Here is a 20,592-nt window from a genome sequence, read left to right on the forward strand (position 1 = left end):
AGGGGCGACCGAAATAAAATCGGTCGCCCCTGATCGGAAAGGCTCCGGGCCTGATGCGCTATCAGGCGAGGCCGGGAAAGAAAATCTTGATTTCCCGCTCGGCCGACTCCTCGGAGTCCGAGGCGTGGATGAGGTTCTCGCGCGTGATGGTGCCGAAGTCACCACGGATGGATCCCGGGGCGGCCGAAATCGGGTCCGTCGGGCCGGCCAGGGCGCGCACGCCCTGGATCACGCGCTCGCCCTCGACGACCATGGCGACGGCGGGGCCGGAGGACATGAAGGCCATCAGCGGCTCGTAGAAGTCCCGGCCCTCGTGCTCGGCGTAGTGCTGGGCGAGGGTCTCGCGGTCGAGGGTGCGCAGCTCCAGCGCGCTGATCGTCCAGTTCGCCTTGCGCTCGATGCGGCCGACGATCTCGCCGATCAGGCCACGGCGAACGGCATCGGGCTTGAGAAGGACGAGGGTGCGCTGGCTCATACTGCGGCTCCTTGCGGGCGATCGTTCTGGTGGGCCAGAGGGTACAGGGCCGCGGCGCAGGGACCGCACGCGGATCAGGCTGCCGGCCAGGTGCACCCGCGATCGGGCTTACGCGGCGTCGGCCGCCCCGGCCGCCTCCGCCGCGAAGCGGGCCTTCGCCTCGTCGATCTTCCGGCCGAAGTGCACCGACGCCCACCACAGGCCGCCGAAGACCACCCCGAGGATGAACATCATCGGGACGATGAAGCCGCTCAGGACCAGCCCGATCTGCAGCAGCCAGCCCAGCTGGACGCCGCCGGGGCGGGTGAGCACGCCGCACAGCAGCACGCTCAGGGCCATCGCGGTGCCGCTGACGGCCCAGACCGTGCCCGTGGACAGGCCGGACGTCTGCATCGCGACCAGACCGGCGAATCCGATGACGAAGAATTCACCGATGAGAGTGCTGGCGCACAGCGTTCTCATGATCAGCCCTTTCCGAGGAGCAGCCGGGCCTCGCCGACCGTGATCACCGAGCCGGTCACGAGGACGCCCGCGCCGGAGAACTCCGCCTCCTCCTCCGCGAGGGTGATCGCGGCCTCCAGGGCGTCGTCCAGGCGGGGCTCGACCTGCACGCGCTCGGCGCCGAAGACCTCGACGGCGATCGCCGCGAGCTCGTCGGGGTCCATGGAGCGCGGGGTGGAGTTACGGGTGACGACGACCTCGGCGAAGACCGGCTCGAAGGCCTCCAGCAGGCCGCGGACGTCCTTGTCGGCGCTGGCGCCGACGACGCCGATGAGCCGGCTGAAGCCGAACGCCTCGGTGATCGCCTCGGCCGTGACCTGCGCGCCGGCCGGGTTGTGCGCGGCGTCCAGGACGACGGTGGGGCTGCGGCGCACGACCTCCAGCCGGCCCGGCGAGGAGACCTGGGCGAAGGCTCGGCGGACGGTGTCGATGTCGAGCGTGCGGGCGTGCTGCGCGCCGATGCCGAAGAACGCCTCGACGGCGGCCAGGGCGACCGCGGCGTTGTGGGCCTGGTGGGCGCCGTAGAGCGGCAGGAAGATCTCGGGGTACTCACCGCCGAGGCCGCGCAGCGTCAGCAGCTGGCCGCCGACGGCGACCTCGCGGGAGACGACGCCGAACTCCATGCCCTCGCGGGCGACCGTGGCGTCGACGTCGACGGCGCGCTTGAGGAGCACCTGCGCCGCGTCGACCGGCTGCTGGGCGAGGACGACGGTGGCGTCCTGCTTGACGATGCCGCCCTTCTCGCCGGCGATGTCACCGGTGGTCGGGCCGAGGCGGTCGGTGTGGTCGAGCGAGATGGGGGTGACGACGGCGACGGAGGCGTCCACCACGTTGGTCGCGTCCCAGGTGCCGCCCATGCCGACCTCGACGACGGCCACGTCGACCGGGGCGTCGGCGAAGGCGGCGTAGGCCATGGCGGTCATGACCTCGAAGAAGGACAGGCGGTAGTCCTCGCGGTCGTCGACCATCTCGACGTACGGCCGGATGTCGCGGTACGTCTCGATGAAGCGCTCGGCGGAGATCGGGGCGCCGTCGAGGCTGATGCGCTCGGTGATCGACTGGACGTGCGGGCTGGTGTACCGGCCGGTGCGCAGGTCGAAGGCGCCCAGCAGCGACTCGATCATGCGAGCGGTGCTGGTCTTGCCGTTGGTGCCGGTGATGTGGATCGCGGGGTAGGCGCGCTGCGGCTGCCCCAGGATGTCCATCAGGGCCTCTATGCGCACCAGCGACGGATCGAGCTTGGTCTCGCCCCAGCGGCCCGCGAGCTCGGCCTCGACCTCGCGCAGCGCACGGTCGACCTCGGGGTCCTCGGGCCGGGCGGGGATGTCGCCCTGCGGCGGCCCGGCCTGGGCGCGCAGGGTCCGGCTGCCCGCCTCGATGACGGCGAGGTCGGGGTCCCGCTCGGTCTCGGCATCGACAATTTCCTCGAAACGGTCATTGTCGTCGGGGCCGGTGCTGCCGTTGTCGTCGTTCAGGGGGCGCTCGCTCACGCGGACCAGTCTACGGAGGGGGTACGACAGCGCGGGCGGCAGGCCCGGCGGCCTTGCCCTACGGTTTTTCCCGAAGAACCCTTTTTCCTGGAAGACCCCTTATGCGCGTGATGCGCGGGAGCCGGGTGGTGCCGGTGGTGAGCGAGGACGACGGCCGGTGGCGGACGCTGCTGGAGGCGCTGCTGGAGGCGCTGCCCGCGGGCGCCGTCGTGCAGGGCCCTGACGACCGGGTGCTCGCGGCCAACCGGCGGTTCACCGGCATGTTCGGCGCCGGGGTCCCGGCCGGCGGCGCCCCGGCCGGCCACCACCACGTCCACCGGACGGCCGAGCTCCCCCTCGCCGACGGCCGCACCCTCCGCCGCGTGATCGAGCCGCTCCGGCACGAGGGCGCCTACCTGGGCGCCCTGTGGACGTACGAGGACGTCACCGAGCGCAAGCGGCGCGAGCGGGACCTGGAGCGCGACAACATGGCGCTCACCGAGCTGGCCCGGCAGCGCAACGCCTTCACCGCCGCCGCCTCCCACGAGCTGCGCACGCCCCTCACCTCCGTGATCAGCTTCTGCGAGCTGCTCTCGGACCCCTCCTTCGGCACCCTCACCGACGAGCAGGCCTCCTTCGTGGACGCCATCCGGCGCAACGCCGACCGCATGCAGCGGGTGATCTCCGACCTGCTGCTGACCACCCGGATGCGGGCCACCGCCGGCCTGGAGCTGGAATTCGGCGACGTGGAGGTGGACCGGATGCTGCTGGACGCCGTCCTCGACCGGATGGCGGCGGCGCAGGAGGCCGGATTGTTCACCGTCCTGGAGTGCGCCCCGGGGCCCCTCCTGCGCGGGGACCGGCACCGGCTGCAGAACGTCCTGGCGAACCTTCTGGAGAATGCCGCGAAATACACCCCCGCGGGTGGCCGGATCTCGGTCACGGCGGCGCCGCGCGGCGAGTTCTGGGAGATCGAAGTCGCGGATACCGGAATCGGCGTCCCGGAGGAATTCCGGGAGGAGATCTTCAATGGTTTCGTACGGGCCCCGAACGCGCGTACGGGCGGATATCCGGGAACCGGTCTCGGCCTCGCCATCAGCCGCACCATCGTCCGGCTGCACGGCGGCACGATCACCGTCGGCGGGGCGCCGGGCGGGGGCGCGGCCTTCCTGATCCGGCTGCCGGTCGCGGGCCCGGGCGGGGCCCGGCGCTACGAGGCGGGGCCGGGCGGGGCCCCGCGCCCCGAGGAGGCCGTATGACCCGCGTGCTCGTCGTCGAGGACGACCCCGACCTCGCCCTCGCCCTGCGCACCCTCCTCAGCCGCGCCGGGTACGAGGTCGTCCACGCGGACAACGGCCGCGACGGGCTGCGGCTGCTGTTCGCCGAGCGCCCCGCCCTCATGCTCCTCGACATCGGGCTGCCGCATCTCAACGGCTGGGAGGTGCTGGAGCGCACCCGCGACCTCAGCGACCTGCCCGTCCTGCTGCTCACCGCCCGCGGCGCCGAGACCGACCGGGTCCGCGGCCTGCGCGCGGGCGCCGACGACTACCTGCCCAAGCCCTTCGGCAACGACGAGCTGCTCGCCCGCGTCGAGGCGCTGCTGCGCCGCACCGCCCCCACCCGCTGGGCCGGCGACTCCTTCGACGACGGGCTGCGGCTCGTGCCCGAGCGGCGCTCGGCGGTCTGGCAGGGGCAGGAGGCCCGGCTCAGCGACATCGAGTACCGGCTGCTGCAGGTGCTCGTCCGCAACCGGGGCCGGGTGATCACCACCGACCAGCTGCTCGACCGGGTCTGGGACGACCCCGAGGGGACCGGCCGCGAGCGGGTGAAGTTCGCCGTCCTGCGGCTGCGGCGCAAGCTGCGGCAGGCCGCCGGCGACGAGGCCGCGGACCCGCTGGAGGCCGTACGGGGCCTGGGCTACCGCTACCGGACCGACGGCGGGGAGGAAGGCCCGGACGAAGGTCCCGGCGAGGGGGAGGACGAAAGTCCTTTCCGTCCCTGAACGGCGAATCGCAACCGTCGGGCAACCGAAGGCACCCCGGAGGGGCAACCGAGGCCCCGCAAGGTCGTGAGCTGTCCGCAGCCCACCGGCCCCAGGAGTCACCTCGTGCAGTCCCTGCCCGCCCGTAGCGTCGCCGTCGTCCTCGGCACCCGCCCCGAGCTGGTCAAGCTCACCGACCTCGTACGCCTCCTGGGCCCCGCCGCCCACCTGGTGCACACCGGTCAGCACTACGACGAGGAACTGTCCGGCCGCTTCCTGACCGAGCTGGGCCTGCCCGAGCCGACGTTCCTCACCGGGGTCGGCGGGCAGCCGCGCGCCGTCCAGATCTCCGCCGCCCTCGCCCAGCTGGACGACCTCTTCACCGCCGAGCCGCCGCTCGCCGTCGTCGTCCAGGGCGACACCAACGCCGCCCTCGCCGGCGCGCTCGCCGCCAACGCCCGCGGCATCCCGCTGCTGCACGTCGAGGCCGGCCTGCGCAGCCACGACCGCAACATGCCCGAGGAGCACAACCGCGTCCTCATCGACCGCATCGCCGACGTGCTGTGCGCCGCCACCGAGGACAACCGCGCCAACCTCCTCGCGGAGGGCGTCGACGACGCCCGCATCGCCGTCACCGGCAACACCGTCGTCGAGGCCGTGCACGGCCAGCTGCCGTCCGCCGCCGAGCGCGCGGACCTGCTGGAGCGGCACGGGCTGACCGCCGACGCGTACGTCCTGGCCACGATCCACCGCCCGGAGAACACCGACTCCCCCGAAGCCCTGCGGGCCATCTTCACCGAGCTCGCCGCGCTCGTGGCCGACGGCCGCCCCGTCGTCGTGCCGCTGCACCCGCGGACCCGGGCCCGCATCGAGGCCGCCGGCCTGGAGGGCCTGCTCGCGGGCCTGACCGTCACCCGCCCGCTCGGCTACGGCGAGTTCCTCGCCCTGGCCCGGCACGCGGCCCTGCTCGTCTCCGACTCCGGCGGCATCCAGGAGGAGTGCACGGTGCTGGGGCGCCCGCTGGTCGTCGTGCGGCGCTCCACGGAGCGGCCGGAGGCGATGGCCGACTTCGCGGACCTGGTGGAGCCGGGCGCGGAGATCGGGCGGGCGGCCCGGCGCCGGCTCGCGGAGGGCCGGGAGGGGCTGGCCCGGCTGGCCGCGCTCCCGAGTCCCTTCGGGGACGGGCTGGCGTCGGACCGCATCGTGACGCTGCTCGCGGCGGTGGCGGCGCCGGCGGAACTCGCGGCGGCCGCGTAGGGATCTTTCCCCAGCCCCGCCCCTTCCCGTAACCGGGGGCAAGCCCCCGGACCCCCTATCGCGCTGAACGCGCTCGTCCTCAAACGCCGGACGGGCTGGAGTGGGACTGAAGTGGGACTGGCCAGGGGAAAAATCAACCGCACGTGCGCGCCCCAACATGCACCGCCAGCGCCGTGTTCGGTGCCACCGTCGCCGTGAAGCGGCCGTCCGGGCCCACCGTCACCCGCCGCCCGCTCTGCACGTCGCAGTAGTCGCCGCCCGGCAGCGACGTCTGGAACGTGCGGCCGAGCGCGAACGACTCGTGGTTCACCACCACATAGCCCTTGTCGCCCCGCCCGAAGGCAATCGCCTGGTAGCCGTTGTCCCACCAGTCGCCGACCGCCGTGCCCCGCACCGCGTTGCGGAAGGCGACCATGCTGCGGATCTCGGGCCACTTGTGCTGGCACTTCCAGCCGTCCTGCCAGCAGGCGTTCACCGCACCACCGTTGGGCGGTCCGGCGTCTGGGTCGGTGAACTCGTAGCCGGAGTGGACGTCGGGCGAACCGTAGGGCCAGGCGAGCATGAAGACGCCCGCCAGGGTGTAGGCGGCGCCGTCCTTGTAGGTGAGGGTGTCGCCGCCGCGCTCGGTGTCGTGGTTGTCGACGAAGACTGAGGCCCGGCCGCCCGGCAGGTAGCCCCAGCCCTCGCCGTAGTTCTTCAGGTAGGCGAGCCGTTCGCGCTGGAACACCCGCTTGAGGTCGCGTGCGTAGCGGAACTCCTGGGCGTCGCCGGTGCCGAGGTACTCCTCGGGCTGGACGGCCTCTCCCGCGCCGTAGATGGTCTCCTGCTTCCAGTACACCCCGCTGCGGCTCAGCCGCCCCTTTATTGCCGCGAGGTCGGCCGCGGGAACGTGCTTGGCGGCGTCGATGCGGAAGCCGTCGGCGCCGAGCGACAGCAGGTCGTTCAGGTAGCCGGCGATGCGGGCGCGTACGGGTTCCTCGGCCGTGTCCAGGTCGGCGAGGCCGACGAGTTCGCAGTCCTGGACGTTGCGGCGGTCGCGGTAGTCGCTGACGACGGTCGTGCAGTCGTCCATGTCCTGGCGCCCGTACGTGCCGGGGTAGTCGTACTTCGTATACGCGGAGCCGCCGGTTCCGGTGCCGGATCCGGCGGCCATGTGGTTGATGACGGCGTCGACGACGACTTTGACGCCCGCACTATGGCAGGTTTTGACCATGTTCGCGAAGGCATTCCGGTCGCCCAGCCGGCCCGCTAGCGCGTAACTCACCGGCTGGTACGAGGTCCACCACTGCGGGCCCTGCACGTGCTCCTGCGGCGGGGAGACCTGGACGTGGCCGTAACCCGACGGCCCGAGCACGTCCGTGCACTCCTTCGCGACCGCGTCGTACTTCCACTCGAAGAGGACGGCCGTGACGTCCTTGTCGCCGGGTGCGGCGGCCTCCGCCCGCGGGGCGCACACGGTTGCGGCAGCCGCCAGGGCGACCACCGCAGAAAGGGTTTTTCGGACTGTCGCGGGCATGCCGGGCTCCTGGAGGTGGGGGATGCGTGGAGCGGCGCGGCAGCAATGAAGGTTCTTGCGCAAGCCGTTCGCAAGCCAACCGGAACCTGCCGCGCACGAGACCGTACGAGCCCCGTAAGAGCCGGTCAACCCCCTGGACACGAGACGGTTACCACCGAGAAATCTCGCCGTTTCGTTCTTGCAAACCCTTTCGCAAGAGATTGCAGCCTGTTACCTTCCTCCACAGCTCGGGGCCGCCCGCGACGGTCGGCCTCCTTCAGAGCTTCACGAGGAGATCCATATGCGAAGAGGCATATCGGTCGCTGCCGTCGTCGGTGTGCTCGCGCTCACCGCGACCGCGTGCGGCGGTGACGGCGGAGGCGGTAACGACGGCGCCAAGGCGGCGAGCGACCCGGGCAGCGTCAGCGGTACCGTCACCTGGTGGGACACCTCGGACGCCACCAACGAGGCGCCCGCCTTCAAGAAGCTGGTCTCGGCCTTCGAGCAGAAGTACCCGAAGATCAAGGTCGAGTACGTCAACGTGCCCTTCGACCAGGCCCAGCAGAAGTTCAAGACCGCGGCCGCCACCGGTAAGGGCGCCCCGGACGTGCTCCGCTCCGACGTCGGCTGGACGCCCGGCTTCGCGCAGCTCGGCTACCTCAAGGACCTCACCGGCACCCCGGCCCTCGACAAGCCGGAGGACTTCCTGGAGGGCCCGCTGAAGAACGCGGCCTACCAGGGCAAGACGTACGGCGTCCCGCAGGTCACCGACACCCTCGGACTGCTCTACAACAAGGAGCTGTTCGCCAAGGCCGGCATCGGCAAGGCCCCGGCCACCTGGCAGGAGGTCAAGGACGCCGCGGCGAAGATCAAGGAGAAGACGGGCGCCGAGGGCATAGGCCTGAGCCCGGACAGCTACTACTCGCTGCCCTTTCTCTACGGCGAGAACAGCGACATGGTCGACGTCGCCAAGAAGAAGATCACCATCTCTTCGGCCGCGTCCCGCAAGGGCATCGAGACGGCCGTCGACCTGGTGAAGTCCGGCGCCGCGCCCAAGCCGGCCGGCACCGACGGCTACAACGCCCTCAAGACCGACTTCAAGAACGGCAAGCTGTCGATGCTGATCGACGGTCCCTGGGCCACCAAGGAGATCTTCGGCGGCGACGCGTACAAGTCCAAGGACAACCTGGGCATCGCGGCCATCCCGGCCGGCTCCACGGGCACGGCGGGCGCGCCGGTCGGCGGCCACAACCTGGTGGTCTACGCGGGCTCGAAGAACTTCGACGCCTCCTACCTCTTCACTCGCTTCATGACCGACGCCGCGCAGCAGGAGCAGGCCTCGACGGGCGTCGGCGTGCTGCCGACGCGCAAGTCGGCGTACACCAAGGAGGTGCTGGCCGACCCGGTGCGCAGCGCGTACTACCAGGCGCTGTCGAAGGCCCACGCGCGGCCGGCGATCCCGCAGGGCGGCGACCTCTTCACCGACTGGCTGAAGCACTACACGCAGATCCTCACGCTCAAGGAGGAGCCGAAGGACGGGCTGGACGCCACGGCCAAGGCCTGGCAGTCCGCGCTCCTCAAGGACTACGGCATCGAGGAGTAGGGCCCGATGGCCACAGTCGTCACCACGGTCAGGCGCTCCTTCAGCACCCACTGGTACGCGTGGGCGATGGTGCTGCCCGTCGTCATCGTCCTGGCGGTCCTCGTCGGGTATCCGCTGGGCAAGGGCGTCTACCTGTCCTTCACCGACGCCAACGAGGCGAACGTCGCGCGCACCATCGGCGTCAACCACATCGAGGCGACGTACAAGTCCGTCGGCCTCGACAACTACTGGAAGGTGCTGTCGGGGCAGGAGGGGCACTTCTACTCGCGCCTCGGCTGGACGGTCGTGTGGACCGCGTCCTGTGTGTTCCTGCACTACACGATCGGTCTCGGGCTCGCCCTCCTGCTGAACCGGCCCATGCGCCTGCGGGCGCTGTACCGGGTGCTGCTGATCCTGCCGTGGGCGGTGCCGGCCTTCGTCGCCACCTTCTCGTGGCGGCTGATGTTCAACGAGAAGTACGGCGTGCTCAACGCCTTCCTCACCAAGCTCGGCGCGGGCTCCGTGGACTGGCTGGGCGACGCGACCCTGCAGAAGGTGTCGGCGGTCGCGGTCAACGTGTGGCTGGGCGTGCCGTTCATGATGGTGGCGATCCTCGGCGGGCTCCAGTCGATCCCGCGGGAGCTGCACGAGGCCGCCGAGATGGACGGCGCGACGCCCTGGCAGCGCTTCGTGCACGTGACGCTGCCGGGCCTGCGCACGGTGAGCGGGACGGTGATCCTGCTCGGTGTGATCTGGACGTTCAACATGTTCCAGGTGATCTACCTGCTGATCGGGCAGGGCGCGGGCTCCGAGAGCGAGATCCTGGTGACGTACGCCTACCGGCTGGCGTTCCAGGGGATCCGCGACTACGCGGGCTCGGCCACGTACGGCATCCTCATCCTCTCGCTGCTGCTGGTCTTCGCCGTCTTCTACCGCAGGATGCTTTCCCGACAGGAGGCCGTGCGATGAGCGCCGCCCCGGCCGTACGGCCCAGCAAGCACCGCCCGCGCGAGCAGCGTTCGCGCACGGCGTCGGCCGCGCTGCACACGGCGCTGGTCGCCGCGAGCGCGGTTGCCGTCTTCCCCGTCCTGTTCATCGTCTACGTGTCGCTGCGCGGCCGGGACGGCTGGCAGGAGCCCACGCGGTGGACCGGCCTCGACGTCTCGAACTACACCCACATCCTGGGCGAGACGAAGTTCCTGACCTGGTTCGGGAACTCGGTGATCGTGGCGCTGGGCGCGACCGTGCTCGGCGTGCTCATCGCGGCGACGGCCGGCTACGCCGTCTCGCGGATGCGCTTCCCCGGCCACCGGCCGCTGATGTGGACCTTCCTGGTCGTGCAGATGTTCCCGATGGCGGTGCTCATCGTGCCGCTGTACAACATCCTCGGTGAGCTGGAACTCCTGGACTCCTACGCCGGGCTGATCGTGACGTACTGCTCGGTCTCCGTCCCGTTCTGCGCCTGGATGCTCAAGGGCTACTTCGACACCATCCCCGCCGAGATAGACGAGGCGGGGCGGGTGGACGGGCTGAGTCCCTTCGGCACGTTCTGGCGGCTCGTCGTGCCGCTGGCCCGGCCGGGCCTGGCCGTGACCGGCTTCTACTCGTTCATCACCGCCTGGGGCGAGGTCGCCTTCGCCAGCCAGTTCATGAGCTCCGAGGAGCACTACACCCTGGCCGTGGGCCTGCAGACGTTCGTCGGCCAGCAGAAGGCCGAGTGGGGCCTGATGACCGCCGCCGCCGTGCTGATCACCGTTCCCGCGGCCGTGGTGTTCTTCGTCGCCCAGCGGCACCTGGTGGCCGGCCTGACCGCGGGCGGCACCAAGGGCTGACCTTTGCCCGCCCGCCGTCGTTGACCGTGTTGACCACCGCGCACCACGCACCACCGCTTCCGGCTCCCTCCGGCTCCTTCCTTGTCGTTCCCCGAACCGAATAGGACGTACATGACCCAGGACCTCGCGCCCTCCGTCCGCCCGGCCGCCGCTTCCCCGTCCGAGGCGGGGGGCTGGTGGCGCAGCGCCGTCATCTACCAGGTGTACGTGCGCTCGTTCGCCGACAGCGACGGTGACGGCATCGGTGACCTGCGGGGGATCCGCGACCGTCTGCCGTACCTGGCGGAGCTGGGGGTGGACGCCGTGTGGCTCACGCCGTTCTACGCCTCGCCGCAGGCGGACGGCGGCTACGACGTCGCGGACTACCGGGCGGTGGACCCGCTGTTCGGGAACCTGTCGGACGCGGACGACCTGGTGCGCGAGGCGCACCGGCTGGGCCTGCGGGTGATCGTCGACATCGTGCCGAACCACACCTCGGACCGGCACGCCTGGTTCCGGGCGGCCCTCGCCGAGGGGGAGGGCTCTGCGGCGCGGGCGCGCTACCACTTCCGGCCGGGCCGCGGCGCGGCCGGGGAACTGCCGCCGAACGACTGGGAGTCGGTCTTCGGCGGGCCGGCGTGGACGCGCACGACGGCCGCGGACGGCACGCCCGGCGAGTGGTACCTGCACCTGTTCGCGCCGGAGCAGCCGGACCTCAACTGGGAGAACCCGGAGGTCCGCGAGGAGTTCGAGTCGGTGCTGCGGTTCTGGCTGGACCTGGGCGTGGACGGCTTCCGCATCGACGTGGCGCACGGCATGGTGAAGGCGGAGGGCCTGCCGGACATCGGGCTGAGCGAGCAGGCGAAGCTGATCGGCGCGCAGGTGCTGCCGTTCTTCGACCAGGACGGGGTGCACGAGATCCACCGCTCCTGGCGGCGGCTGCTCGACTCCTACCCCGGCGAGCGGGTCGGCGTGGCGGAGGCGTGGGCGCCGACGTCCGAGCGGCTCGCGCTGTACGTGCGGCCGGACGAGCTGCACCAGGCGTTCAACTTCCAGTTCCTGACGTGCGACTGGGACGCCGCCGCGATGCGGGCGGTCATCGACGAGTCGCTCGCCGCGACGCTGTCGGTGGGCGCGCCGACGACCTGGGTGCTGTCCAACCACGACGTGGTGCGGCACACCACGCGCTACGGCGGCGGCGAGCGGGGCCTGGCCCGGGCGCGGGCGGCGGCGCTGCTGATGCTGGCCCTGCCGGGTTCGGCCTACGTCTACCAGGGCGAGGAGCTGGGCCTGCCGGAGGTCGTGGACCTGCCGGACGAGGTGCGCCAGGACCCGGCGTTCTTCCGCGGCGACGGGCAGGACGGCACGCGCGACGGCTGCCGGGTGCCGATCCCGTGGTCGGGCGAGACCGCCCCGTACGGCTTCGGGCCGGGCGGCAGCTGGCTGCCGCAGCCGGAGCAGTGGGCGGAGCTGTCGGTGGCGGCGCAGTCCGGGGACCCGCGCTCGACGCTGGAGCTCTACCGCTCGGCGCTGGCCCTGCGCCACGAGCTGCCGGGGCTGGGCGACGGGGAGATGACGTGGCTGGAGGCGCCCGAGGGGGTGCTCGCGTTCTCCCGGCCGGGCCTGGTGTGCACGCTGAACGCGGGGCCGCGGGAGGTGGGCATGCCGGTGCCGGGCCGTCCGGTGCTGGCCACGGCGGCCCTGGAATTCACCGGTGGTACGGTCCGTATCCCCGTGGATTCCTGTGTTTGGTGGGCAGTCTGAAATGCGACCGGTAAGGTCCAGTCCTGTGACCGCACGGCTGGCCGATATCGCAGCCCAAGCGGGTGTCAGCGAAGCAACCGTCAGCCGGGTACTCAACGGGAAGCCGGGGGTCGCCGCCTCCACCCGCGAGTCCGTGCTGGCCGCGCTCGACGTCCTGGGCTACGAGCGCCCCGTGCGGCTGCGGCAGCGCAGCGCGGGCCTGGTGGGGCTGATCACCCCCGAGCTGGACAACCCCATATTCCCGGCCTTCGCCCAGGTGATAGGCCAGGCCCTGACGCGCCAGGGCTACACCCCGGTGCTGGCCACGCAGACGCCCGGCGGCTCCACGGAGGACGAGCTGACGGAGATGCTCGTGGACCGCGGGGTCTCCGGCATCATTTTCGTCTCCGGGCTGCACGCCGACACCTCGGCGGACATGGGGCGCTACGAGCGGCTGCGCGGGCAGGGCGTCCCGTTCGTCCTGATCAACGGTTTCTCGCCGAAGGTGCGGGCCCCTTTCGTGTCGCCGGACGACCGGGCGGCGGTGCGGCTGGCCATCACCCATTTGGCCGCACTGGGGCACCGCAGGATCGGGCTCGCCCTGGGGCCCCGCCGGTACGTGCCGGTGCAGCGCAAGATCGAGGGGTTCCTGCGCAGCATGCGCGAGGAGCTGGGCGTGCCGGAGGCCGAGGCGGAGCGGCTGGTGCAGCACTCGCTGTTCACGCTGGAGGGCGGCCAGGCGGCCGCCTCGGCGCTGATCGAGCAGGGCTGCACGGCCGTCGTGTGCGCGAGCGACATGATGGCGCTCGGCGTCGTGCGGGCGGCCCGCCAGCAGGGCCTTGAGGTGCCGCGGGACGTCTCGGTCGTCGGCTTCGACGACTCCCCGCTCATCGCCTTCACGGACCCGCCGCTGACCACGATCCGGCAGCCGGTGCAGTCGATGGGTCAGGCCGCGGTGCGGGCGCTGCTGGAGGAGATCGGGGGCACTCCGGCGCCGCACAGCGAGTTCGTCTTCCTGCCCGAACTGGTGGTTCGGGGTTCAACCGCATCGGTGCCGGAATCCCGGCCGAAAGCGGGCGAAGACCAGACTTGGGGATGATCTGCGGCAGGCCGGTTTCTGGCAGACTGTTTCCCTATGGGTGAAGCGACGGCAAGGACATTGAATGGCCGGACGGCCGCCCCGCCACCCAGCGAGGAGCGAGCGGACCGGCCGCCGGCCGAGGGTGCCGCAGCACGGAGGACGGGCCTGCGCAGGCTCCGCACTCCGCGCAGGCCCCGGCTGTGGTTCGAGGTGCTGCTGATCGCGGTGAGTTACTGGGTGTACTCGCTGGTGCGCAATGCCGTGCCCGAGCAGCGCGCGGCCGCCCTCCGCAACGCCGACTGGATATGGCGGGCCGAGCACACCCTGAACATCGCCGTGGAGAACAGCATCAACCACGCCGTGAATTCGGTGACGTGGCTGATCGTGGGGATGAACTACTACTACGCCACCTTGCACTTCGTGCTGACGATCGGTGTGCTGGTGTGGCTCTACCGCCGGCACCCCGGCCGCTACGCCGCCGGCCGGCTGGCCCTCTTCGCCACCACTGCCGTGGCCCTGCTCGGTTATTACCTCTTCCCTCTCGCGCCGCCGCGCCTGATGTCCGGCGAGCACTTCGTCGACACGGTGGTCGTGCACCACACGTGGGGCTCGATGGCCTCGGGCAACCTCGCCGACATGTCCAACCAGTACGCGGCGATGCCGTCGATGCACATCGGGTGGTCGGCCTGGTGCGGCGTCCTCATCGCGACGGTGGCGCGGCCGGTGTGGGCGCGGGTGCTGGGCCTGCTGTATCCGCTGGCGACGCTGGTCGTCATCGTGTCGACGGCGAACCACTTCTGGCTGGACGCCGTGGGCGGCCTGCTGTGCCTGTCGTTCGGCTTCGCCGCCTCGTTCCTGTGGTTCGGGGCCACGCCGGGGCGCCTCGGGCGGCACGTGGCCTAACGGGCGGCAGGCGGCCCGGCGCGGCCGGTCTCACGCCCCGTAGAACAGCTCCTCCACCACCGCGCGGGCGCGCCGCGTCGTACGGCGGTAGTCGTCCAGCATCTCCCCCACGTGCCCCGGCTCGTAGCCGAGATAGCGGCCCACCGCGGCGAGTTCCCGCGGCTCGGTGGGGAAGGTGTCGCCGGACCGTCCGCGGACGAGCATGACCGCATTGCGCACGCTCGTCGCCAGAACCCACGCATCGTCCAGTATGGCCGCGGCCTCCGCGCTCAGCAGCCCGGCCGCGCAGGCGGCGTGGAGCGCCTCGCGGGTGCGGGTCGTGCGCAGGCCGGGCTCCGCCCAGGCGTGCTGCAGCTGCAGCAGCTGCACGGTCCACTCCACGTCCGACAGGCCGCCGCGCCCGAGCTTGGTGTGCGTCGTCCGGTCCGCGCCGCGCGGCAGCCGCTCGCTCTCCATGCGGGCCTTGAGCCGCCGGATCTCGCGCACCGCGTCCTCGCCGAGGCCCTCGGCCGGATACCGCAGCGGGTCGATGAGCTCGATGAAGCGCTGCCCGAGCCCCGCGTCGCCGGCGACCGGGCGGGCGCGCAGCAGGGCCTGGCTCTCCCACACCAGCGACCAGCGCCGGTAGTAGGCGGCGTACGAGGCGAGGGTGCGGACGATGGGCCCGGACTTGCCCTCGGGCCGCAGGTCGGCGTCGATGTGCAGGGGCGGGTCGGTCGTGGGAAGTTGGAGGAGGCGGCGCATCTCCCCGGCGACGGCGTGGGCGGCCTTGGCGGCCTCCTCGTCGGAGACGCCCTCACGCGGTTCGTGCACGAAGAGCACGTCGGCGTCGGAGCCGTAGCCCTGCTCGTGGCCGCCGAAGCGGCCCATGCCGATGACGGCGAAGCGGGTGGGCAGGGTGTCGCCCCACTCGGCGCGCACGGCGGCGCGCAGGGCGCCCGCGACGGCGGCGGCGTTGAGGTCGGAGACGGCGTCGCCGACGGTGTCGACGCGGACGTGCGGGTCGCGCTCGCCGTTGGGCTCGCCCGTGCCGTGGGCGCCGCCCCGGCCGTACGCCCCGATGACGTCCGCCGCGGCGGTGCGGAACAGCTCGCGGCGGCGCACGCCGCGGACGGCGACGATCGCGGCCTCGGCGTCCTCGGAGCGGTTGACGGCGGCCAGCGTCTCCTGTTCGAGGGCCTCCAGGCCGCGCGGGCGCAGCCCTTCGGGGTCCCCGAGCAGGGCGACGGCCTCGGGGGCGCGCAGCAGCAGGTCGGGGGCGAGGCGGCCGGCGGACAGGACGCGGGCGAGGTTCTCGGCGGCGGCGCCCTCGTCGCGCAGCAGCCGCAGGTACCAGGGGGTGCGGCCGAGGGCGTCGGAGACCTTGTGGAAATTCAGCAGACCGGCGTCGGGGTCGGCGGAGTCGGCGAACCAGCCGAGCAGGACGGGCAGCAGCGTGCGCTGGATGGCCGCCTTGCGGGACACGCCCGAGGCCAGCGCCTCCAGGTGGCGCAGGGCGGCGGCGGGGTCGGCGTAGCCGAGGGCCTGCAGGCGGTTGCCCGCCTCCTTGGCGCTGAGCCGGATCTCGCCGGGCTCCAGCTGGGCGACGGCGTCCAGCAGCGGCCGGTAGAAGAGCTTCTCGTGCAGGCGGCGCACCTCGCGGGCGTGCCGCCTCCACTCGCGGCCGAGACCGTCCACGGGCTCCGTACCCGGCGGCCATTGCAGGACGCGGGCCAGGGAGCGGCCGAGACGGCGCTGGTCGGCCTCGGCCTCCGGCATCAGGTGCGTGCGGCGCAGGCGGTGGAGCTGGATGTGGTGCTCCATGGTGCGCAGGAAGCGGTAGGCGGCGTCGAGGGCGGCGGCGTCGGAGCGGCCCACGTAGCCGCCCGCGGCGAGCGCGGTCAGGGCGTCGAGGGTGCCGGAGGCGCGGAGCGTGGCGTCGCAGCGGCCGTGGACGAGCTGCAGCAGCTGCACGGCGAACTCGACGTCGCGCAGCCCGCCCGGGCCGAGCTTCAGCTCGCGGTCGACCTGGCCCGCGGGGATGGACGCGACCACGCGGCGGCGCATCTGCTGCACGTCGGGCACGAAGTTCTCGCGCTCGGCCGCCTGCCACACCAGCGGGGCGACGGCGTCGGCGTACGCCCGGCCGAGGGCGAGGTCGCCGGCGACCGGGCGGGCCTTGAGGAGGGCCTGGAACTCCCAGGTCTTGGCCCAGCGCTGGTAGTAGGCGAGGTGGCTGGAGAGGGTGCGCACGAGGGGGCCGTTGCGGCCCTCGGGGCGCAGGTTGGCGTCCACGGGCCAGATGGTGCCCTCGGGGGTGACGTCGGAGCAGACGCGCATCATGCGGGACGCGAGCCGGGTGGCGGCCTGCAGGGCGGAGCCCTCGGCCGTGCCCTCCCGCGCCTCCGCCACGAAGACGACGTCCACGTCGGAGACGTAATTGAGCTCCCGGCCGCCGCACTTGCCCATGCCGATGACGGCGAGCCGGCAGGCTGCGGCGTCCGCGGGCTGCTCCTCGGCGGCGATGGCGAGGGCGGCGCGCAGGGTGGCCGTGGCGAGGTCGGCGAGCTCGGCGGCGGTCTGCGCTATGTCCGTCGTGCCGCACACGTCGCGGGCGGCGATGGTCAGCAGGCAGCGGCGGTAGGCGGCGCGCAGGGCGTCGGCCGCGCTCAGCCCGGCCTCCCGGCCCGCGCGCGAGCCGTCGGCCAGCGCCTGCTCGAACTCCGGGACGCCCGGGTTGAGATCGGCCGCCTCGTAGGTGACGAGGGCGTGCCAGTCGCCGGGGTGGCGGGCCAGGTGGTCGCCGAGGGCCTCGGAGGCACCGAGCACCCCGAGCAGCCGGTCGCGCAGCGGCTTGGCCGTCACGAGGGTGTCCAGGAGGGCCTGGCGGTCGCGGCCCCCGCGCCGGTCGAGCGCCTCCACGAGCCGCACCAGGCCCTGCAGGGCGAGGTCGGGATCGGCGGTGGCGCCCAGGGCGTCGAGCAGGACGGGATCGGTCCGCACGGAGGCGAGCACCGGGGCGGCCAGGCGCCGCTCGGCGGCCGCGGTGTCGGTGAACCCGTGCCGCAGCAGCAGGCTGTACGCGCTGCTGCGACGCCCTTGAGGCACAGTCATCGTGGCCCTCTCGCTCGCGCTGCCGCAATGATAGCCGCGGGCCGCCCCGGCGCCCCGGGGCCGAAGGCGGCCCCCGGAGCGGCGCGGGCCGGCCCCGGGGCCCCGGTCACAGCACCGGCAGCATCTTGCGGAGCTCGAACGCGGTGACCTCCGAGCGGTACTCCTCCCACTCCTGCTTCTTGTTGCGCAGGAAGAAGTCGAAGACGTGCTCGCCGAGGGTCTCGGCGACCAGCTCGCTGCGCTCCATCAGCTCGATGGCCTCGCCCAGGTTCTGCGGCAGCGGCTCGATGCCCATGGCCCGGCGCTCGGAGTCGGACAGCGCCCACACGTCGTCGTCGGCGCCGGCCGGGAGCTCGTAGCCCTCCTCGATGCCCTTCAGGCCCGCGGCCAGCAGGACCGCGTAGGTCAGGTACGGGTTGGCGCCGGAGTCGATGGAGCGGACCTCGACGCGCGTGGAGCCGGTCTTGCCGGGCTTGTACATGGGCACGCGGATGAGCGCGGAGCGGTTGTTGTGGCCCCAGCAGATGTACGAGGGCGCCTCGCCGCCGGCGCCCGCGGTGCGCTTCGAGCCGCCCCAGATCCGCTTGTAGGAGTTGACCCACTGGTTGGTGACGGCGGAGGTCTCGGCCGCGTGCCGCAGCAGGCCGGCGATGAAGGACCGGCCGACCTTGGACAGCTGGTACTCGGCTCCGGACTCGTAGAAGGCGTTGCGGTCCCCCTCGAAGAGGGAGAGGTGGGTGTGCATGCCCGAGCCGGGGTACTCGGAGAACGGCTTCGGCATGAACGTGGCCTGCACGCCCTGCTCCAGCGCCACCTGCTTCATCACGAGCCGGAAGGTCATGATGTTGTCGGCGGTGGAGAGCGCGTCGGCGTAGCGCAGGTCGATCTCCTGCTGGCCCGGGGCGCCCTCGTGGTGGCTGAACTCGACCGAGATGCCCATGGATTCGAGCATGGTGATGGCCTGGCGGCGGAAGTCCATGCCCACGTTCTGCGGGGTGTGGTCGAAGTAGCCGGAGGAGTCGGCGGGCACCGGGCGGGTGCCGTCCACCGGCTTGTCCTTCAGCAGGAAGAACTCGATCTCGGGGTGGGTGTAGAAGGTGAAGCCGAGGTCGGAGGTCTTGGCGAGGATGCGCTTGAGGACGTAGCGCGGATCGGCGTAGGAGGGCGAGCCGTCCGGCATGAGGATGTCGCAGAACATCCGGGCGGTGCCGGGGGCCTCCGCGCGCCAGGGCAGGATCTGGAAGGTGCCCGGGTCCGGCTTGGCGATCATGTCGGACTCGTAGACCCGCGCGAAGCCCTCGATCGCGGAGCCGTCGAAGCCGATGCCCTCGTCGAAGGCCTGCTCCAGCTCGGCGGGGGCGACGGCCACGGACTTCAGGTAGCCGAGCACGTCGGTGAACCACAGCCGCACGAACCGGATGTCGCGCTCTTCCAGGGTGCGGAGCACGAACTCCTGCTGCTTATCCATAGCTACCCATCCTCGCTGGTCAGGCCGCCCCTTCCCAAGCCTCGGGGCACATCGGGGGCATAGAGCATCCCACCACATGATGTCGGGTGCGTTGCAGACGTGGGTCGGAACGTTCCGCATCGTGCGGCTGTACGGCGCGGGTACGACGGTGTACGGCGCCGTACGGCTTCGTCTCCCCCCATACTGCCTGCTCGGGCGCCGTCCCCGCACGGCCGGTCCCCGTCACCTCAGGGCGTCCTGCGCTCCGTGAGCCGCAGCAGCAGACGGCGCGGGTACTGCACGGTCGCCAGGGCGGGCAGGCTCAGGTCCGCGCCCGGCGCGCATTCCATGCGCCACCGGTGGCAGAAGGTGGCCAGCGCGAGCGTGGCCTCGGTCATGGCGTAGGCGTCGCCGATGCACTTGCGGGCCCCCGCGCCGAAGATCGCGGCGGCCTCGCGGGGCGCCGGCCCGGGCCGGCCGGCAGGCCGGCGCGCGGGGCGGAACTCCTCCGGGCACGGGTGCACGGCCGGGTTGAGGTGGACGACGGGCGGGCTGACGACCATCGTGCTGCCGGCCGGCAGACGGCGCCCGGCCATCTCCACCGGGGCGGTGGTGACGCGCGTGAACAGCCATGCGGGCGGGTAGCGGCGCAGCGCCTCCGTGACGACCTGCCCCGTGCGGGGCAGGCGGGCCGCGTCGGCGGGCGTCACGGGCCCGTCGCCGAGGACCGCGTCGAGCTCCTCGTGGAGCTCCCGGGCCGCCTCCGGGTGCCGGGCCAGCGCGTACAGGGTCCAGGTCAGGGACGCGGCCATGGTCTCCGAACCGCCGAAGACCATCGTCATGACCTGGTCGTGGATCTCCGTGTCGGTCAGCCCTCCGCCGTCCTCGTCCCGGGCGGCGATCAGGGTGGACAGCAGGTCGCCGTGGTCCGTCCCGCTGCGCCGGTACGCGGCGACGAGGCGGTCGACGATGGAGTGCAGCTCGGCGAGGGCCCGCGCGTAGCGGCGGTTGGCGGGCAGCGGCAGGCGCTGCACCGGCCCGGGGACGAACATCCGCCGGAAGAGGCCGCTGAGCGCGACGGCGAAGGACTGCTGGAGGCGGGCCACGTCGTCCTCGGCGATACGGGCCGAGAAGAGGGTGCGGGTGACGGTCCGCAGGGCGAGGCCGAACATGGCGGGGAAGACGTCGACGGTCTGCCCCGCGCGCCAGGAGGCGGACAGGCGGGCGGCCTCCTCCGCCATCACGGCGGCGTAGCCGTCGAGGCGGGCGCGGTGGAAGGCGGGCTGGACGAGGCGGCGCTGGCGCCGGTGGTCCTGGTGCGCGCAGCTGCCGAGGCCGTTGCCGACGATGTCGCGGAGCCGGGTGAAGAACGGGCCTCCCTTGTCGAAGGTCCGGTCGTCGAAGAGGACTTGGCGCAGGAGCTCGGGATGGCACGGCACGTAGGCCGGCACGGAGCCGAGGCGGATCTCCACCAGGTCGCCGTGGGCCGGCAGGGAGCGCAGGAAGTCGAGGGGCCGGCGCATGAGCGGCCAGGCGTGCCCGACGAACGGCAGGGCGCCGGGGGCGGTTCCGGACACGTACGTGACGGGCATGGCGGTCCCTCGATCGGCGGTGTGCGGGGCGCGCCACGAGGTTTTCCGCTGAGATGGGGGTCAAAACCCCGGGTTTTTCGCGTTTGACGGGATCTGAACGCGGGGCGTGGGGCGGATGGACGCGGGATGGAGGGGCTGGTTCCGCGCGGTGTCCCTCCGGGG

15 protein-coding genes and 1 pseudogene are annotated in these 20,592 nt (G+C 72.3%); 9 read left to right on the top strand and 7 right to left on the bottom strand.

Annotated features, from left to right (window positions below):
• Positions 1–61 precede the first annotated feature (61 nt).
• The 3 genes from ndk to folC form a co-directional block, all read right to left on the bottom strand.
• Positions 62–475 carry a nucleoside-diphosphate kinase gene (ndk, locus tag ACSNOH_RS05290; protein ID WP_436719999.1) on the bottom strand — a complete coding sequence of 138 codons (414 nt, stop codon included), beginning with the start codon at positions 473–475 and terminating at the stop codon, positions 62–64.
• A gap of 108 nt (positions 476–583) precedes the next feature.
• Positions 584–937, bottom strand: coding sequence for a DUF4233 domain-containing protein (locus tag ACSNOH_RS05295; protein ID WP_436720001.1), 354 nt, complete (start codon positions 935–937; stop codon positions 584–586).
• 2 nt (positions 938–939) lie between these two features.
• Positions 940–2,466 carry a bifunctional tetrahydrofolate synthase/dihydrofolate synthase gene (gene folC, locus ACSNOH_RS05300; RefSeq protein ID WP_436720002.1) on the bottom strand — a complete coding sequence of 509 codons (1,527 nt, stop codon included), beginning with the start codon at positions 2,464–2,466 and terminating at the stop codon, positions 940–942.
• A 137-nt stretch (positions 2,467–2,603) separates the two neighbouring features.
• Here folC and ACSNOH_RS05305 point away from each other — a divergent pair, with 137 nt between their 5' ends.
• The 3 genes from ACSNOH_RS05305 (at position 2,604) to wecB (ending at position 5,683) form a co-directional block, all read left to right on the top strand.
• Positions 2,604–3,704: a sensor histidine kinase gene (locus ACSNOH_RS05305; RefSeq protein ID WP_436720003.1), complete on the top strand. Its 1,101-nt coding sequence runs from the start codon at positions 2,604–2,606 to the stop codon at positions 3,702–3,704.
• Positions 3,701–4,447 carry a response regulator transcription factor gene (locus tag ACSNOH_RS05310; RefSeq protein ID WP_436720004.1) on the top strand — a complete coding sequence of 249 codons (747 nt, stop codon included), beginning with the start codon at positions 3,701–3,703 and terminating at the stop codon, positions 4,445–4,447. The genes ACSNOH_RS05305 and ACSNOH_RS05310 overlap by 4 nt, the downstream gene beginning before the upstream one ends.
• A 105-nt stretch (positions 4,448–4,552) precedes the next feature.
• Complete coding sequence (wecB, locus tag ACSNOH_RS05315; RefSeq protein WP_436720005.1) at positions 4,553–5,683, top strand: non-hydrolyzing UDP-N-acetylglucosamine 2-epimerase; 1,131 nt, start codon at positions 4,553–4,555, stop codon at positions 5,681–5,683.
• 139 nt (positions 5,684–5,822) lie between these two features.
• On the opposite strand, the pseudogene ACSNOH_RS05320 reads toward wecB, so the two are convergent.
• A pseudogene (locus ACSNOH_RS05320) lies at positions 5,823–7,199 on the bottom strand (alpha-amylase); the annotation flags it as partial.
• Positions 7,200–7,479: 280 nt separating this feature from the next.
• Between ACSNOH_RS05320 and ACSNOH_RS05325 the strand changes: the two are divergent.
• From ACSNOH_RS05325 to ACSNOH_RS05350, 6 genes are all read left to right on the top strand, one after another.
• Positions 7,480–8,781, top strand: coding sequence for an extracellular solute-binding protein (locus ACSNOH_RS05325; RefSeq protein WP_436720006.1), 1,302 nt, complete (start codon positions 7,480–7,482; stop codon positions 8,779–8,781).
• A gap of 6 nt (positions 8,782–8,787) precedes the next feature.
• On the top strand, positions 8,788–9,729 hold the full coding sequence (locus ACSNOH_RS05330; protein ID WP_436720007.1) for a carbohydrate ABC transporter permease: 942 nt from the start codon (positions 8,788–8,790) through the stop codon (positions 9,727–9,729).
• On the top strand, positions 9,726–10,592 hold the full coding sequence (locus ACSNOH_RS05335; protein WP_436720008.1) for a sugar ABC transporter permease: 867 nt from the start codon (positions 9,726–9,728) through the stop codon (positions 10,590–10,592). Before ACSNOH_RS05330 ends, ACSNOH_RS05335 begins: the two co-directional genes overlap by 4 nt.
• Positions 10,593–10,703: 111 nt before the next feature.
• Positions 10,704–12,335, top strand: a complete 1,632-nt coding sequence (locus ACSNOH_RS05340; RefSeq protein ID WP_436720010.1) for a glycoside hydrolase family 13 protein — start codon at positions 10,704–10,706, stop codon at positions 12,333–12,335.
• Positions 12,336–12,360: 25 nt separating this feature from the next.
• Entirely contained in the window at positions 12,361–13,413 is a 1,053-nt protein-coding gene (locus ACSNOH_RS05345) for a LacI family DNA-binding transcriptional regulator (RefSeq protein ID WP_436720011.1), read from the top strand.
• Positions 13,414–13,449: 36 nt separating this feature from the next.
• Complete coding sequence (locus ACSNOH_RS05350) at positions 13,450–14,298, top strand: phosphatase PAP2 family protein (protein WP_436720012.1); 849 nt, start codon at positions 13,450–13,452, stop codon at positions 14,296–14,298.
• Positions 14,299–14,328: 30 nt separating this feature from the next.
• On the opposite strand, the gene ACSNOH_RS05355 is transcribed toward ACSNOH_RS05350, so the two are convergent.
• From ACSNOH_RS05355 to ACSNOH_RS05365, 3 genes are all read right to left on the bottom strand, one after another.
• Positions 14,329–17,391, bottom strand: a complete 3,063-nt coding sequence (locus ACSNOH_RS05355) for a bifunctional [glutamine synthetase] adenylyltransferase/[glutamine synthetase]-adenylyl-L-tyrosine phosphorylase (RefSeq protein ID WP_436720013.1) — start codon at positions 17,389–17,391, stop codon at positions 14,329–14,331.
• 106 nt (positions 17,392–17,497) lie between these two features.
• A complete protein-coding gene (glnA, locus tag ACSNOH_RS05360; protein WP_168092976.1) occupies positions 17,498–18,859 on the bottom strand; it encodes a type I glutamate--ammonia ligase in 1,362 nt (453 codons plus the stop codon).
• A gap of 227 nt (positions 18,860–19,086) precedes the next feature.
• Positions 19,087–20,430 (bottom strand): cytochrome P450, encoded by a 1,344-nt coding sequence (locus ACSNOH_RS05365; protein WP_436720015.1) that lies wholly within the window; start codon positions 20,428–20,430, stop codon positions 19,087–19,089.
• Positions 20,431–20,592 lie beyond the last annotated feature (162 nt).

Source organism: Streptomyces sp. URMC 127, assembly GCF_051386535.1.
In the GTDB taxonomy this organism is placed as follows: domain Bacteria; phylum Actinomycetota; class Actinomycetes; order Streptomycetales; family Streptomycetaceae; genus Streptomyces.

Bases quoted from the DNA above. Each gene is read 5' to 3' on its own strand.
- ndk (WP_436719999.1), bottom strand. From the start codon at position 475: ATGAGCCAGCGCACCCTCGTCCTTCTCAAGCCCGATGCCGTTCGCCGT.
- ACSNOH_RS05295 (WP_436720001.1), bottom strand. From the start codon at position 937: ATGAGAACGCTGTGCGCCAGCACTCTCATCGGTGAATTCTTCGTCATC.
- ACSNOH_RS05310 (WP_436720004.1), top strand. From the start codon at position 3,701: ATGACCCGCGTGCTCGTCGTCGAGGACGACCCCGACCTCGCCCTCGCC.
- ACSNOH_RS05325 (WP_436720006.1), top strand. From the start codon at position 7,480: ATGCGAAGAGGCATATCGGTCGCTGCCGTCGTCGGTGTGCTCGCGCTC.
- ACSNOH_RS05330 (WP_436720007.1), top strand. From the start codon at position 8,788: ATGGCCACAGTCGTCACCACGGTCAGGCGCTCCTTCAGCACCCACTGG.
- ACSNOH_RS05335 (WP_436720008.1), top strand. From the start codon at position 9,726: ATGAGCGCCGCCCCGGCCGTACGGCCCAGCAAGCACCGCCCGCGCGAG.
- ACSNOH_RS05340 (WP_436720010.1), top strand. From the start codon at position 10,704: ATGACCCAGGACCTCGCGCCCTCCGTCCGCCCGGCCGCCGCTTCCCCG.
- ACSNOH_RS05350 (WP_436720012.1), top strand. From the start codon at position 13,450: ATGGGTGAAGCGACGGCAAGGACATTGAATGGCCGGACGGCCGCCCCG.
- ACSNOH_RS05355 (WP_436720013.1), bottom strand. From the start codon at position 17,391: ATGACTGTGCCTCAAGGGCGTCGCAGCAGCGCGTACAGCCTGCTGCTG.
- glnA (WP_168092976.1), bottom strand. From the start codon at position 18,859: ATGGATAAGCAGCAGGAGTTCGTGCTCCGCACCCTGGAAGAGCGCGAC.
- ACSNOH_RS05365 (WP_436720015.1), bottom strand. From the start codon at position 20,430: ATGCCCGTCACGTACGTGTCCGGAACCGCCCCCGGCGCCCTGCCGTTC.